The sequence below is a fragment of the Rhizobium sp. SAFR-030 genome (genome assembly GCF_059415005.1).
Map to the genome: position 1 here is coordinate 254,285 of NZ_JBPFDO010000002.1, position 15,352 is coordinate 269,636.

Sequence of the window (15,352 nt, forward strand, 5' to 3'; positions counted from 1 at the left end):
CCGGGCGGCACCCGATCACCTCAAGGACAGACAAGTGGCCGGTTTTCTCATCAAGCGACTGCTCCAGGCGATCTTCGTCGTCATCGCCATCACGCTCATCGTGTCGTTCGCCATCCGCCTGACGGGCGACCCTGCGGTCACCATGTTCCAGGGCGGCGGCTCGATGACGGAGGACGATCTGGCGCGCATCCGGGCAGCGCTCGGCACCGACCAGCCGTTCATCGTCCAGTACTGGAACTTCCTCAAGGGACTGGTCGTCTTCGATTTCGGCCGCAGCTTTTCGGGCGGCACGCCGGTCTCGCTTTTGATCCAGAGCGCGCTTCCCGCAACCCTGGTCCTCGCCTTCATCTCGATGGTCGTCTCGATTGTCCTGTCGATCCCGCTCGGCATCAAGGCGGCGACATCGCGCGGCAAGGCTGCCGATCAGATCATCCGCATCTTTTCGCTCATCGGCCTGTCGTTTCCGAATTTCTGGCTGGCTACGATGCTGGTGCTGCTGCTTGCCATCACCCTCGGCTGGCTGCCGCCGAGCGGCATGTCGGGCATTGCGAGCTATGTCATGCCGGCAATCACCATGGGCGTCATCCTGACTGCCACCAATGTGCGGCTGGTGCGCACTGCGATGCTGGATACGCTGCAGTCGCAATACATCATGGTGGCGCGCGCCAAGGGCCTGAGCGAAAGCAAGGTTCTCTACAAGCATGCGCTGCGCAACTGCGCCATTCCGTTGATCACCTATTTCGGCCTGCAGTTCGGCGGCCTGCTCGGCGGTATCGTTGTCGTCGAGCGTGTCTTCAACTGGCCGGGCATGGGAACGCTCGCCTTCGATGCCGTCGGTGCCCGGGATTTTCCGGTGCTCCAAGCCGTCATCACCGTGCTGTCGCTGATGATCGTCGGCATCAACCTCCTGGTCGATATTGCCTACGGGCTGGTCGACCCGCGCATTCGGACGGAGTAACCGACGATGGCCACCAAGACCTCCCGCCTGTCGCGCTTCGCGAGCCTCGAATTTGTTCTCGGCGCAACACTGACCGTCGTCATCTGCCTTGCCGTGCTGCTCTCTGACGTCCTGTTTCCGGGCGGCGCCGACAAGATCAATCTGATGGCGCGTCTGGTGAAGCCGTTCACCAACCCGGCTTTCCCGTTCGGCACCGATCCGCTCGGCCGCGACGTGCTGGCGCGCGTCGTCGCCGGCGGCAAGATCTCGCTGCTGGTCGGCTTCACCTCGGTTATCGGCGCCGTCGTCTTCGGCGTCGCGATGGGTCTGATCGCCGGCTACTACCGCGGCTTCTGGGACATGCTGGTCATGCGGTTTGCCGATCTGCAGCTCGCCATGCCGTTCATCCTGCTGGCGATCACCTTCATCGCCATCGTGGGCGGCAGTCTGACCAACACCATCATCCTGCTGATCGTCTCGCAGTGGGTGCAGTATGCGCGGCTGGTACGCGGCTCGGTGCTCACTTTGCGTGAGCGCGAGTTCATCCTGTCGGCCCGTGCGATCGGGGTGAAAGACTGGCGCATCATCCTCCAGCACCTGCTTCCGAACCTCATCGGACCGGTGATCGTGCTGATGACGCTGAACGTCGCCAACAACATTCTGCTCGAAAGCAGCCTGACCTTCCTCGGCCTCGGCGTCGATCCGACCATCCCGAGCTGGGGCGGCATGCTGGCCGACGGGCGGACCTACCTGCAGACGGCCTGGTGGGTCAGCGTCTTCCCAGGCCTTGCGATCCTGTTGACGGTCCTCGGCCTGAACCTTCTCGGTGACTGGTTGCGCGACAGCCTCGATCCGACCGGCAGAACATCAAGGTAATCCGACATGAGCATGATCTTCGAACAGTCCTTCGCGCGCAGCCTCGATGCGCTCGTCGCGCAAGCCGTTCCCGGGCAGCCGTTCGAGGCCTGGACCTTCGACGACACACGCAGCCGGCGCGATGCGGAACGGCGCCTGAAGGAAAAGGGCGTCGAGGCGCGAATTCGCAGCGCCTACAAGCCGCTGCTCTTCGTGTTCCTCGAGGATATCGATCTTTCCGGTGTCGAGCGCATCGAGATCCGCTACCCGGTCCATGCAAACGCGCCGGCCAACCGTTTCCGTCTCGAAGCCTATCCGCTGGCAGCCATGGTCGGCGACGCGACGATCGACTTCGTGGCGCGCGAGGACGATGGCTTCTTCTACGAGGTGGTGCTGACCCGCGCCGGACAGACCGAAACACTGACCGTGCTGGCGCCGAACCGAGTCCACACCGATGCGGTCGGCGAAACGAATGTCTCGCCGACCGGCTGGATTTGTCAGGTGGGTGAAACGACCGGTCAGCGGCTGGAAACCGATTACGAACAGCTGTTCCGTGCGGCGATCGATGCGGTCGCGGCGCATGACTGGGGTGCGGAAGAACCGTATTTCGAGGAACTCAACATTCGCGCGGCCTATCCGGCCGCAGATGAGCCGCTGCCGGTCGGTGACGAGGTGGTCAGCCTGCGCGAGGCGCTGCACGAGGATTTCTACTTCTCGCTGCTCGAATTCTTCCAGAAGAAGTCCGGCCGTCCGCTGGGTGACAGGGGTCTGAAGCCTGGGCAGATCGTCCCGGAGATTGTCAGCAGTCAGGGCGAGATCTCGATCCGAATTGAAACCCGCGCCCTGACCACCGGCTTCCTCGATGGTCGCGACCAGGCGGTCGATGCTGCCAGTGAACCACTGGCGGCGGGCCAGGTGGCAAGCCTGCTGGTCGAAATCGGCGGCGAGGAATTCCAGGCGCGCTCGCGCTCCGGCCGTCAGCTTTCAGCGCGCTATGTTGCCGGCAGCGATGCGGCGGTCATGATCAGCGGCGGCCAGCACCCGAACGAGACGACGGGAGTCGTCGGAGCACTTCGCGCGGCGCGGACGCTGTCGAAGCGCGAGGGCGCGCACTTCACCATCTCGCCGCTCGAAAACCCGGACGGCTACGCGATCCATCAGCGGCTTCGCGTCGACAATCCGCGCCACATGCACCATGCTGCGCGCTACACGGCGCTGGGTGACGATCTCGAATACCGGACCGCCGAGAACTCCGGCAGCCATCTGAACGAGAAGGAAATCCGCTTCAAGGCGCAGGATCTGAGCGGCGCGCAACTGCACGTCAACCTGCACGGCTACCCGTCGCACGAATGGACACGGCCGCTGTCGGGCTACGTGCCGCGCAATTTCGCGATGTGGACCCTGCCGAAGGGTTTCTTCCTGATCGTCCGGCATCATCAGGGCTGGACGGAGCAGGCAGAAAGCCTGCTCGACAAGGTGACACGTCACTTGAGCGCCATTCCCGGCCTCCTGGACTACAACAACCGGCAGATCGCGCTCTACGAGATCCATGCCGGCGAGACGGGGTTCCGTATTATCAACGGCTTCCCCTGCCTGTCCTCCGTCGACGACCGGCACACCGTGCCGATGACCCTGATAACCGAATATCCCGATGAGACGATCTACGGGGACGACTTCGTCACCGGTCACACGGCGCAGATGGAAACCGTTCTCTCTGCCTATGCGGCCTGGCAGGAACTGGTCGGCGACATGGTCGCCTGAACTCTTCCTGCTGCTGTAGCGGACCCGATTGCCCTTGAGCCGCTTCTGCCGATAGCCTAGGAGCGTTGGCAGGAGCGGGCGGTTATCGAAGTGGCGGGGACGATGAATATCAAGCAGCTGGAAGTGTTGCGCACGCTTCTCTCGACCGGTTCGACGATTGCCACCGCCAAGGCTATGGGGCTCAGCCAGTCGGGGGTAAGCAGGCTGCTTGCCCAGTTGGAGACCGATCTCGCGCTGACGCTGTTTGCCCGCGAAAAGGGTCGGCTCATCCCCACGCCCGAGGCAGCGCTTCTCGCCAGCGATGCGGAAAACGTGCTGCTCGCCGTCGACCGGATGTCGGGCCATGCAGAGGATCTGCGCAACGGTGCCGCCGGCCCCGAGATCGTCCGGATCGGTCTGCCGAGCAGCATGTGGGAGAACTTTGCGCCGGGCATGCTGGTCGACTATGTCCGGGATTTCCCCGGCGTCAGGATCGAGACCTTCTTCGAGACAACCACGGCGATCAACAGGCTTGTGGAAGAGCGGGTGATCGACATCGGCTTCCTGCGCATGGAGGGTGAGACCGGCCCCGGCATCGCGGTCGAGAAGGTGGCAAGCGGTGTCAGCGTCTGCGTCGTGCCACAGGACCACCCACTTGCCGAGCTGGAGGAAATCTCAGCGAAGAACCTGCGCAACGTGCCGCTGATCCTCATCGGCCGCCAGCGCCCCAACCGCATGTCGCTCGACCAGACCTTCAAGCGCGCCGGTGTCAAGCAGATGGTCAAGATCGAGACGCATACCAACAGCTCGGCCTGTTCCTACGTCGCGCACGGGCTGGGGGTGACGATCATCAGCAGCTTCTATGCCAACCTCTACCGTCACCTGCCGGTCGTCCAGCGGCCGTTCGCGCCCAGTGCGACGCAGGAGTTCGGTCTGGCCCGCGCCGCCGGCGTACCGCTGTCGATTGCCGCCCAGGCCTTGAGCAATGCGCTGAAGCGCCAGATCCAACTTTCCCAGAAGGCTTCCTGATTCAACACTCTACCTTCGCTGCGCGATGCCAGAACGAGTTCGCTCTGCTCTCAAAGCTGCATAAACCTATGAAGTTCATCATAGTGTTGCGCGATTATGATCGTCTTGTCATAGTCACAGACAATGAAACCGATGGTGGCCGGAGGGAAAACCGGGCGCCAATCGTGGGGAAACAATGCTGAGATTCATCCTGAGCCGTCTCCTGATGGCGCTTCCAACGATCGTACTCGTCTCTGTGACGGTCTTCGCACTGATCCGCTTCATTCCGGGCGATCCCGCAGCGCTGATGCTCGGCGACATGGCCCAGCCCGACCAGATCGCCGCCATGCGCGCCGAGCTTGGCCTCGACAAGTCGATGCCGCAGCAGTTCATCATCTGGGCCGGCAGCGTGCTGCAGGGCGATTTTGGACATTCCATCGTCAACGGCGATGCGGTCCTGCCGCTGGTCGTGTCGCGCTTCATGATCAGCGCCGAGATCGTCGTCGTCGCCGTCATCCTCGCGAGCCTGATTGCGGTTCCGGCGGGGGTGATCGCGGCCTGGCGGCAGAATAGCCTGACCGACCTGGCGCTGGTCGGCACCGCGACGGTGCTGCTGTCGATCCCGACCTTCTGGCTCGGTCTCCTGCTTCTTCTGTTTTTCGGTCTCGAACTCGGCTGGCTGCCGGTGCTCGGCTACGTCTCGATCGGTACCAACGTCGTCGGTGGTCTGCTGTACCTGGTGCTGCCGGTCATGACCCTGGTCATCCATGAGATGGGTGTGCTGATCCGCATGGCGCGCGCCTCGACGCTTGAAGTGCTGCGCCTCGACTATATCACCCACGCCCGGGCAAAGGGTCTGTCGGAAAGTGCAGTTCTCTGGCGGCACGCGTTCAAGAACGCCTTCGGCCCAACCTGGACGATGATCGGCCTGATCCTCGGCAACCTGCTCGGCGGCATCGCCGTCATCGAGACGGTGTTCACCATTCCCGGCCTCGGTCGACTGATGGTCGACAGCATCTTTGCCCGTGACTATCCCGTCATCCAGGGCTGCCTGCTGTTCGTGTCGCTCTCCTATGTGCTGGTCAACCTCGTCGTCGACCTGCTCTATCCTCTCTTCGATCCGCGGGTGGTCGCCGAATGAAAAAGCTCACCCTCAACGGCCTCATCGGCGGTGTCCTCATTGCCGTCCTCCTCATCACAGCAGGCATCGGCCTCTTCTGGACGCCATTCGATCCGATGAAGCTGTCGTTCACCGCCAGGCTTGCGGCTCCAGGCGCGGATCATCTGCTCGGTACCGACGAGTTCGGCCGCGACGTGCTGAGCCGCCTGATGCTCGGCGCGCGCGCCAGCGTCTGGATCGGCTTCCTCACGGTCAGCTTCGCCACCATCTGCGGCACGCTGATCGGACTGGTCAGCGGCTATGCGCGCGGCTGGGTGGATGGCGTCATCATGGCGGTCAACAACGCGCTCCTCGCATTCCCCGGCATTCTGCTGGCACTCGGCCTGCTCGCCGTCTTCGGCGCCAACCAGTACGGCATCATCTTCGCGCTCGGCATCGCCTACACGCCATCGATGGCGCGTGTCGTGCGCGGCGCCGTGCTGTCGCTGCGCGAACGCGAATTCATCGAAGCCTCGCGGGTGATGGGCAACAGCGAGCTCTACACGATGTTCCGCCATGTGCTGCCGAACTGCCTGGCGCCGATCACCGTGCTCGCCACCTCGATGTTCGGCTGGGCGATCCTGTCGGAAAGCGCCTTGTCCTTCCTCGGCCTTGGCGTGCCGCCACCGGCACCCACCTGGGGCAACATGCTGGCCGCCGGCCGGCCGTTCATCCAGCAGGCCGTCTGGCTTGGCCTGTTCCCCGGCCTCTGCATCGCGCTGACGCTGCTCGGCATCAATCTCCTGGGCGACGCGCTCCGCGACAAGCTCGATCCCCGCATGCGAGGTCTGAAATGACGACGGACACATTGCTCAGCGTCCGCGGCCTCACGCTCGAGGTTGCCCGGACCGGCCACACGGTGGTCAACGACATCTCCTTCGACATCGCAGCCGGCGAGATCTTCGGCATCGTCGGGGAAAGCGGCTCCGGCAAGACACTGGCGACGCGGGCGGTCATCTCGCTGCTGCCGCCGGCAATCCGGGTGACCGGAGGAGAAGTCGCCTACAAGGGGCGCAACGTCCTCAAGATGAACGACAACGAGCTGCGTCGCCTTCGCGGTGCAGAAGTCGGGGTCGTTTTTCAGGAGCCGATGACCTCGCTCAACCCGTCGATGACGATCGGCCGGCAGCTGGAGGAGGGCCTCGTCCTCCACACCAAGCTCACGCCGGACGAACGCCGCGCGCGGATCCTCGACATGTTGCGTCGCGTCGGCATCCGCGATCCGGAAGGCTCGCTGACTGCTTATCCGCACGAGTTCTCCGGGGGAATGCGCCAGCGCATCATGCTTGCCTCCGTCATGCTGCTGAAGCCGGCGCTGCTGATCGCCGACGAGCCCACGACGGCACTCGATGCCGTCATCCAGCGCGACGTCATGGAACTGATGGTCGAGCTGACGCGGGCGGAAGGCACCGCAGTCCTGCTGATCAGTCACGACCTGCCGATGGTGGCCCGCTACACCAGCCGCATCGTCGTCATGGAACAGGGCGTCATCGTCGAGCACGGCCGCACCGAAGACCTGCTGGAGGCACCGCAGCATCCCTATACGAGAAAGCTGCTCTCCTCGCTGCCCTATCGCGGCGAACCGCGCCCCGTCGATACGACGAAAGCCCCGATGGTGTCTGCCGGCAACATCGTCGTCGATTATCCCGGCCGCAAGTCGCTCTTGAAGAAGGCGGACGCCAAGCGGGCGCTGCACGGCGTCAGCATTGATATCCACGAAGGCGAAGTGGTGGCGCTGGTCGGCGGCTCCGGCTCCGGCAAGACGACGCTCGGGCGGACGATCGCAGGGCTGGTGAAGGAGACAGGTGGCGAGATCCTCTTCCAGGGCCGGGCGCGCGACGCGGACTGGCAGGATTACCGGCTGAATTGCCAGATGGTCTTCCAGGATCCCTATTCGTCGCTCGATCCCCGGATGACCATCCTCTCGCTTGTCGAGGAGGCGCTGCGCCTGGTGCCGGATCTCGATGGCGCCGCCAAGCGCAAGCGGGCGCTGGAAACGCTGGAGGAGGTCGGCCTCGGTGTCGACTATGCCAGCCGCTATCCGCACGAACTGTCCGGTGGCCAGCGCCAGCGCGTGGCGATTGCCCGCGCCATTGCCCGCCGCCCGCGCTTCCTGATCGCCGACGAGCCGGTTTCGGCATTGGACGTGACGGTGAGGGCGCAGGTGCTCGACCTCTTCTCCGATCTGCAGAAGCGCTACGGCTTCTCCTGCCTGTTCATCAGCCATGACCTCGGCGTCGTCGAACAGGTCGCCGATCGGGTGGTGGTCATGCAGGACGGGCGGATCATCGAAGAGGGCGACCGGGACACGATCTTCGACAATCCCGCCCATGCCTATACGCGCCGGCTTCTGTCGGCGATCCCGGCTCTCGACCACAACGCGACCGGTGGCGTTACGCTCAAGTGGCGCCTCGAAGCCGATGCATAACAGGACGACGACAATGACGACTTCCGACACGCTGAACGCGATCTGCGATGCGCAGCCCTTCGTGACCCGCTTCATGGTCCGCAACCTGGTGACCGGTCAGGAGATCGAACGCGGCGCGCATGAGGAGACGCCTTCGGGCAGCACCCGCAAGACGTCGATCATGATGGCGCTCCTGAAGGCGGCAACCGAAGGACGCGTGGATCTCGACGAACCGATCACCTATGAGAAGCGGCTTGCCGAGGAAGTGGCGAGCGGCATGCTGCGCTACCTGACGCCGGGCCTCGTCATCTCGCTGCGCGATGCCGTTTCCGGAATGATGGTGCTGAGCGACAACGTCTGCACCAAGATGGTGCTGGAGCGGCTGACGCTTGCCGAAGTCGATGGCTACTGCAAAGACCTGGGCATGGTGAACACGCATCACCGCTTCCTTATTCCGCCGTTGGCGCTGCCCGCTGACCATGCACTGACGACGGTGACGACCACCTCGGCCGCCGATCAGGTGCTGCTGCTGCAGACGATCCTCGATGCGCAGACGTCGGTCGAGGCGCAGCAGAGGCTTGGATGCCGGGAAGACCTTTGCCATTGGGCGATGCAGACGTTGAAGAACCAGGTCCTGCGCTACGGGATCCGCTCCCGCCTGCCGTTCGAGACGCTCGTCGCCAGCAAGAGCGGTCGCGGCAAGCGCGGTCGGATGGACGCCGGCATCGTCTACCGCAACAAGGCGCCGCTGTTCATCATCACCGCCTACACCGACCAGGTGCCGCAGGCGATGCCCGACGGCACGCCGGGCTACACTGTGGCGCTCGAAACCATGGGCCGACTGGCGCAGGCCTGCTGGCAAGATTTCCAGGCATAGAAATCCACAAACAATAAACGACAGCAAAGAGGGTAGAACAATGAAAAAGCTTCTTCTGGCAGGCGCAGCCTTACTCGCCTTCACCAACGTCGCGGGTGCCCGCGACATCACCATCGCCCAGAGCTCCGATCTGCGCAGCGCCAATCCCGGCGTCAATCGCGACGGCAATACCGACGGCGTGATCCTGCACATGGTCGAGGGCCTGGTCGGCTACAACAACAGCGGCGAAGTGAAGCCGCTGCTCGCCAAGAGCTTCGAGGCCTCAGCCGATGGCCTGACCTATACGTTCAAGCTGCGCACTGACGTGAAATTCCACAACGGCAAGCCGCTGACGGCTGAAGACGTTGTGTGGAACTGGACGCGCTACCTGAAGCCGGAAACCAAGTGGACCTGCCTTTCCGACTTCGCTGCCGGCGGTGCCGCGCATGTTACAGGCGTCAAGGCCACGGATGCAGCGACCGTCGAGATCACTCTCGAGAAGCCGTCGGCCGTCTTCCTTGGCCTGATGTCGCGTCCGGAATGCGGCTATACCGGGATCATCTCGCCGGAATCCGTCGGCGCCGATGGTGCCTTTGTCAAGCCGATCGGCACCGGCCCGTTCCAGTGGGACGAGTGGAAGAAGGGCGAGTACATCCACCTCGCGAAGTTCGCCGACTACGTCTCCCCGGAGAATGACGGCAAGCCGGACGGCATGGTGGGCTCAAAGCGACCGCTTGCCGACGGCGTCAAGTTCATGATCATCCCGGATGCATCGACGGTAAAGGCGGGACTGGAATCGGGCGTCCTCGACACGGCGGAAATCTCGCCGGATCTCATCCCCGAGTTCAAGTCGAGCGACAAGATGCAGCTCATCGTGTCCCGCAACAACGGCAAGAACCTGTTCTACATCCAGACCCGCGACAAGGTGCTCAGCAATCCGGGCGTGCGGCGTGCCATGGCGATGGCGCTGGATCTGGAGCAGCTCGTTGCGGCCGCCTCGAATGGGACGGGCGAAGCCAACGGTTCTATGGTCTCGCAGGACTCTGTCTACTTCAGCGAGACGCAGAAGAAGCGTCCGGCCTACGACATCGAAGCGGCCAAGAAGGAACTGGCAGCGGCCGGCTACAAGGGCGAGCCGATCTCGATCATCGCCAACAAGCGCGGCAACGTGCCGAGCTTCCCGGCCGCAGTGATGGCGCAGGCAATGATGCAGCAGGCCGGTCTCAACGTGCAGATCGAAGTACTCGATTACGCGACGCAGGTCGATCGTCGCCGCTCCGGCAACTACCAGGTGATCTCCCAGTCGGTCGCGCCGCGTCTCGACCCGGCGCTGATGTACAGCTTCTACGTCGGCGACAAGGACAAGAACGCCTCGCTGATGTGGGACGATCCGAAGGCGGTCGAGCTGATGAAATCGGCATATGTCGAGGCCGACCAGGCCAAGCGCCAGAAGATCTTCGACGAGTTCCACGAGCTGATGCAGAAGGAAATGCCGGGCATTTTCCTCTACGACATGGTTGATGTCTGGGGTGCCAGCAAGAATCTCAAGGGCATGCCGGTATGGCAGTCCAATGCGCGGCTCTGGGAAGTTTCGGTCGACGAATAGCGTCCGAGGCTGCGCCGGGCCAGCTGTCCGGCGCAGCACCTGTCTCTCACCTGATCTGAACGGACCGGCGGCCAGCCGCCGGCGATCTTCTGCGTCCTGTCGTCGGGCGCGCACGGAATGCGAGGACTACCAATGAACCATGATGCCGTAAGCGCGGTCGCCGCCACCATCGACCAGATGAAGCCGGACTTTACCAGGCTCAGCGACCGGATCTGGGACTTCGCCGAACTGAAGTTCGAGGAGCGGCAGTCTTCGGATCTTCTGGCGACTGCTCTGGAGGAAAACGGCTTCTCCCTAGAGCGCGGCGTTGCCGGCATGAAGACGGCATTTATCGGCGAGTCCGGCAGCGGCAAGCCTGTGATTGCCTTCCTCGGCGAGTTCGATGCACTGGCGGGCATGAGCCAGGCTTCCGACGTCGCCCGGCCGCAAGCGGTCACCGCCGGTGCGACCGGCCATGGCTGCGGCCATAATCTCCTGGGCGTCGGCTCGCTGATGGCGGCAATCGCCGTCGCTCGCCATCTCAGGGAGAACGGTCTTCCCGGCACGGTGCGCTATTATGGCTGCCCCGGCGAGGAAGGCGGCTCCGGCAAGACGTTCATGGTGCGCGCTGGCCTGTTCGCCGATGTCGACACGGCACTGACATGGCATCCGGCACCGTTCAACGGCGTGCGCTCGACGAACAATCTTGCGGTGCTCGAGTACTTCTACCGGTTCAAGGGAATGGCTGCGCATGCCTCGAACGCCGCCCATCTCGGGCGGTCGGCGCTCGACGCGGTGGAACTGATGAATGTCGGCGTCAACTTCCTGCGCGAACACATGCCGCAGGATTGCCGGGTGCATTACGCCATCACCGACGCCGGCGGCCGCGCCGCCAATGTGGTCCAGGCAAACGCCGAGGTGCTTTACCTGATCCGCGCCCCGGAAATGCCGCAGGCGCTGGAACTGGCGGCACGGGTGGAGAAGGTGGCGCGCGGTGCGGCGATGATGACCGAGACCGATGTCGAGATCGTCTTCGACACGGCCTCCACGAACCTTTTGCCGAACATCACGCTCGAGACGGCGATGCACGAGAACATGGTGGCGCTCGGCCCGATCGCCTTTGACGAGGCGGATCTCGCCTTCGCCAAGTCGATCCAGGACACCTTCACTGACGAAGCGATCAAGAGCAGCATCCGGCTCTACCAGATCAAGAAGGACGTCTTCTCCAACAGCAAGGTGGATGGCTCGACGCCGCTGCATCTCGGACTGCGGGATTTCGAGGGACAGTCGCACTTTCGCGCCGGCTCAACGGATGTTGGCGATGTCAGCTGGGTGACGCCGACGGCGCAGTGCTGGACACCGACCTGGGCGATCGGCACCAATCCGCATACCTGGCAGGTGGTAGCACAGGGCAAGAGCCCGGCCGCCCACAAGGCCATGGCGCATGCAGCGAAGACACTCGCGGCAACCGGTCTTTCGCTGCTGACGTCGCCCGATCTGCTCGCTGCCGCGAAGGCGGAGTGGGCGGAAAAGACCGACGGCAAGCCGTATGTCTGCCCGATCCCGGCAGACGTGATGCCGGACCAGTTCCGCCACGCGGATTGATGTGGAGGCTCCGCGGTTGGGGACATCCTCGCGCGGAGCCGCAGGAAAATCCGTTGCGGGAAGATGGTGTCTTAGTTGCGCGAAGTCGCAGGGCCCGGTTCGCGCACAACACCATTGCCGGGAGACCCTGCCGGTGCCGGATCAGTCTTGCCGCCCGAGCCGAAAAGGCTCCATCCGACGATCGAAACGAGGCAGACCACAGCGGCAGCCAGAGCCCAGGCAGATCGTGCGTAGCCGGACCGGTCAGAGGCGCGACTTTGGCCGTCATACTCGGTCGCAGTGTCGGTCGCGCCCTTGGTATCTCTGTCCGGTTCCGTCATGATGCACCTCCGCTGCTTGAACCCTTTGGATGACCGTTAGGTTCCGCTTCCAAAGGCAGGCTTGGCCATGCCCTGAGCACGACCATAAGGAACTTAATGACCTCGATGATCTTCTAGCACTGGAACGGGGCCGACAGGGCCTCCACCCGGTGACAGGAGCCGAGGATCATCATGGCTGGCGAGAAGCTTTCGACCTATCGCAAGAAGCGGGATTTCGAGAAGACGCAGGAACCGAGCGGCGAGGCCAAGGTCAAGGCTTCCAACCGTCGCCGCTTCGTCATCCAGAAGCACGATGCCACCCGGCTCCATTACGATCTGCGGCTCGAACTGGATGGCGTCTTCAAATCCTGGGCGGTGACCAAGGGACCGTCGCTGGATCCCCACGACAAGCGGCTGGCCGTCGAGGTTGAGGATCACCCACTCGATTACGGCGACTTCGAAGGCACCATCCCGAAGGGTCAGTATGGCGGCGGGACCGTCATGCTCTGGGACCGCGGCTATTGGGAGCCTGAGGGCAAAAGGAGCCCGGAGGAGGCGTTGGCCAAGGGCGACTTCAAGTTCATCCTCGCGGGTGACCGCCTGCAGGGCGGCTTCGTGCTGGTGCGGATGCGCAACGATCGCGACGGCGGCAAGCGGACCAACTGGCTGCTGATCAAGCACCACGACGAGACATCGGTCGATGAGAATGGTGCGGCGATCCTCGAGGACAACATGACCTCGGTCGCTTCGGGTCGGACGATGGAGATGATCGCCGCCGGGAAGGGGCGAAAGCCGAAACCGTTCATGATCGAAAACGGCGCGGTGGATGCCGATGCCGTGTGGGACAGCAATCATGGCCTTGCGGCCGAAGAGCGAGAGGCAGCCGAGCGCGAAGCGCCGGCAGAAGCAAAAGCCAAAACCTCAAAGACAGGCAAGCGTAAGGCAGCTCCAACGAAGACGGCTGAGATCCCAGACTTCATCCCTCCGCAGCTGTGCAAGACGCTGGAGCGCCCGCCGGCCAGCGAGAACTGGTTGCACGAGATCAAGTTCGATGGCTACCGGATCCAGATGCGGGTGATCGGTGGTGAGGCAACGCTGAAGACGCGAAAGGGCCTCGACTGGACCGCCAAATATCCGGAGATCGCAAAGGCCGCCGCGACGCTGCCGGATTGCATCGTCGATGGCGAGATCTGCGCGCTGGACGACCACGGAGCGCCGGATTTTGCAGCGCTTCAGGCGGCCCTGTCCGAGCGAACGACGGAAAACCTCGTGTTCTTCGCGTTCGACCTGCTCTACGACGGCGCCGAAGATCTTCGTGCACTGCCGCTCGTTGAGCGCAAGGAGCGCCTGCAGCGTCTTTTGGGCGACGCTACCGACGATCCGCGCATGCGCTATGTCGAGCACTTCGAGACAGGCGGGGATGCCGTTTTGAAATCGGCATGCCGGCTGTCGCTGGAGGGGATCGTCTCGAAGCAGGCAGACGCCCCCTACCAGTCGGGTCGCTCGGAAAGCTGGGCGAAGTCGAAGTGCCGGGCAGGCCACGAAGTCGTCATCGGCGCCTATGCCACGACCAACGGAAAATTCCGTTCCCTGCTGGTCGGCGTGCATCGCGGCGAGCACTTCGTTTATGTCGGGCGCGTCGGCACCGGCTACGGCGCAAAGACGGTGGCGACGCTGTTACCGAAGCTGAAGGCGATGGAGGCAACCAAGTCGCCGTTCACCGGGATCGGTGCGCCGAAGAAGAGCCCGGACGTGGTCTGGTTGAAGCCGGAACTGGTTGCCGAGATCGAATTTGCCGGCTGGACCGGCGACGGCCAGGTGCGCCAGGCGGCGTTCAAGGGGCTGCGGGAAGACAAGCCGGCCGATGAGGTGGAGGCCGACAGACCGGCGGCGCCCGCAAGCGCGGAGATTGCCGATCCGGAAACCGGCGAGGCCCCAAGCCCGAAGCCCAAGCAGGAGGCCCGCCCAGTACGACGCAAGGGTGCAAAAGCCGAGGTGATGGGCGTGATGATCTCCAACCCCGACAAGCCGCTGTGGCCGGACGCCGGTGACGGTGAGCCGGTTACCAAGGAGGACCTGGCACGCTATCACCAAGCGGTCGGACCCTGGCTGATCGATCACATCAAAGGTCGTCCCTGTTCGATCATCCGGGCGCCGGATGGCATCGGCGGCGAGCAGTTCTTCCAGCGTCACGCGATGAAGGGCACATCGAACCTCCTCGAACTGGTGACAGTGTTCGGCGACAAGAAGCCGTATCTGCAGGTCGATAGGGTTGAGGGTCTGGCGGCGATTGCGCAGATCGGCGGCATCGAGCTCCATCCCTGGAACTGCCAGCCGGGTGCGCCGGAAGTTCCAGGCCGGCTGGTGTTCGATCTGGATCCTGGTCCGGACGTGCCGTTTTCCGCGGTTGTCGAGGCAGCCCGGGAAATGCGCGATCGCCTCGACGATCTCGGTCTCGCCAGCTTCTGCAAGACCACCGGCGGCAAGGGGCTGCACGTGGTGACGCCGCTTTCGGCCACCAAGGGCAAGCCGCTGGCTTGGCCCGAGGCGAAAGCCTTTGCACACGACGTCTGCCAACAGATGGCTCAGGACGATCCGGACCGCTATTTGATCAAGATGACCAAAAGTCTGCGCAACGGCCGGATCTTCCTCGACTATCTGCGCAACGACCGCATGGCGACCGCCGTTGCGCCGCTGTCGCCGCGTGCGCGCGACGGGGCGACCGTGTCGATGCCGCTGACGTGGAGCCAGGTGAAGTCCGACCTGGATCCGAAGCGGTTCACAGTGCGGACCGTGCCGCAGCTACTCGCCAAGTCGATTGCGTGGCAGGACTACGCTGAGGGCTATCGCCCACTCGATCAGGCGATCAAGCGACTGGCCAAGACCGCAAAGGCGGCCTGA

General features: G+C 63.6%; 12 protein-coding genes. 11 read left to right on the top strand and 1 reads right to left on the bottom strand.

Going from position 1 to position 15,352, the window contains the following annotated elements:
* The first annotated feature begins 34 nt into the window (after positions 1-34).
* The 10 genes from ACR65N_RS06930 to ACR65N_RS06975 all read left to right on the top strand — a co-directional run bounded on the left by ACR65N_RS06930 (position 35) and on the right by ACR65N_RS06975 (position 12,152).
* Positions 35-958, top strand: coding sequence for an ABC transporter permease (locus ACR65N_RS06930; RefSeq protein ID WP_440456344.1), 924 nt, complete (start codon positions 35-37; stop codon positions 956-958).
* A gap of 6 nt (positions 959-964) precedes the next feature.
* Positions 965-1,813: an ABC transporter permease gene (locus ACR65N_RS06935; protein WP_430306772.1), complete on the top strand. Its 849-nt coding sequence runs from the start codon at positions 965-967 to the stop codon at positions 1,811-1,813.
* 6 nt (positions 1,814-1,819) lie between these two features.
* The gene (locus tag ACR65N_RS06940) at positions 1,820-3,553 is read left to right on the top strand and encodes a M14 family metallopeptidase (RefSeq protein ID WP_440456345.1); all 1,734 of its coding nucleotides are present in this window, start codon (positions 1,820-1,822) and stop codon (positions 3,551-3,553) included.
* A gap of 102 nt (positions 3,554-3,655) precedes the next feature.
* Positions 3,656-4,561, top strand: coding sequence for a LysR family transcriptional regulator (locus ACR65N_RS06945; RefSeq protein ID WP_440456346.1), 906 nt, complete (start codon positions 3,656-3,658; stop codon positions 4,559-4,561).
* A gap of 175 nt (positions 4,562-4,736) precedes the next feature.
* Positions 4,737-5,681, top strand: a complete 945-nt coding sequence (locus ACR65N_RS06950; protein ID WP_440456347.1) for an ABC transporter permease — start codon at positions 4,737-4,739, stop codon at positions 5,679-5,681.
* Positions 5,678-6,496 (top strand): ABC transporter permease, encoded by an 819-nt coding sequence (locus ACR65N_RS06955; protein ID WP_430306776.1) that lies wholly within the window; start codon positions 5,678-5,680, stop codon positions 6,494-6,496. The genes ACR65N_RS06950 and ACR65N_RS06955 overlap by 4 nt, the downstream gene beginning before the upstream one ends.
* The gene (locus tag ACR65N_RS06960) at positions 6,493-8,127 is read left to right on the top strand and encodes an ABC transporter ATP-binding protein (RefSeq protein WP_440456348.1); all 1,635 of its coding nucleotides are present in this window, start codon (positions 6,493-6,495) and stop codon (positions 8,125-8,127) included. Before ACR65N_RS06955 ends, ACR65N_RS06960 begins: the two co-directional genes overlap by 4 nt.
* A gap of 13 nt (positions 8,128-8,140) precedes the next feature.
* Positions 8,141-8,983 carry a serine hydrolase gene (locus ACR65N_RS06965; RefSeq protein WP_440456349.1) on the top strand — a complete coding sequence of 281 codons (843 nt, stop codon included), beginning with the start codon at positions 8,141-8,143 and terminating at the stop codon, positions 8,981-8,983.
* Positions 8,984-9,023: 40 nt separating this feature from the next.
* Positions 9,024-10,568 (top strand): ABC transporter substrate-binding protein, encoded by a 1,545-nt coding sequence (locus tag ACR65N_RS06970; protein WP_440456350.1) that lies wholly within the window; start codon positions 9,024-9,026, stop codon positions 10,566-10,568.
* A gap of 132 nt (positions 10,569-10,700) precedes the next feature.
* A complete protein-coding gene (locus tag ACR65N_RS06975) occupies positions 10,701-12,152 on the top strand; it encodes a M20 family metallopeptidase (RefSeq protein ID WP_440456351.1) in 1,452 nt (483 codons plus the stop codon).
* Positions 12,153-12,223: 71 nt separating this feature from the next.
* Here ACR65N_RS06975 and ACR65N_RS06980 read toward each other — a convergent pair whose 3' ends face one another.
* Complete coding sequence (locus ACR65N_RS06980; protein ID WP_440456352.1) at positions 12,224-12,472, bottom strand: hypothetical protein; 249 nt, start codon at positions 12,470-12,472, stop codon at positions 12,224-12,226.
* A 171-nt stretch (positions 12,473-12,643) separates the two neighbouring features.
* On the opposite strand from ACR65N_RS06980, the gene ligD reads away from it, so the two are divergent.
* Entirely contained in the window at positions 12,644-15,352 is a 2,709-nt protein-coding gene (ligD, locus tag ACR65N_RS06985) for a DNA ligase D (protein WP_440456353.1), read from the top strand.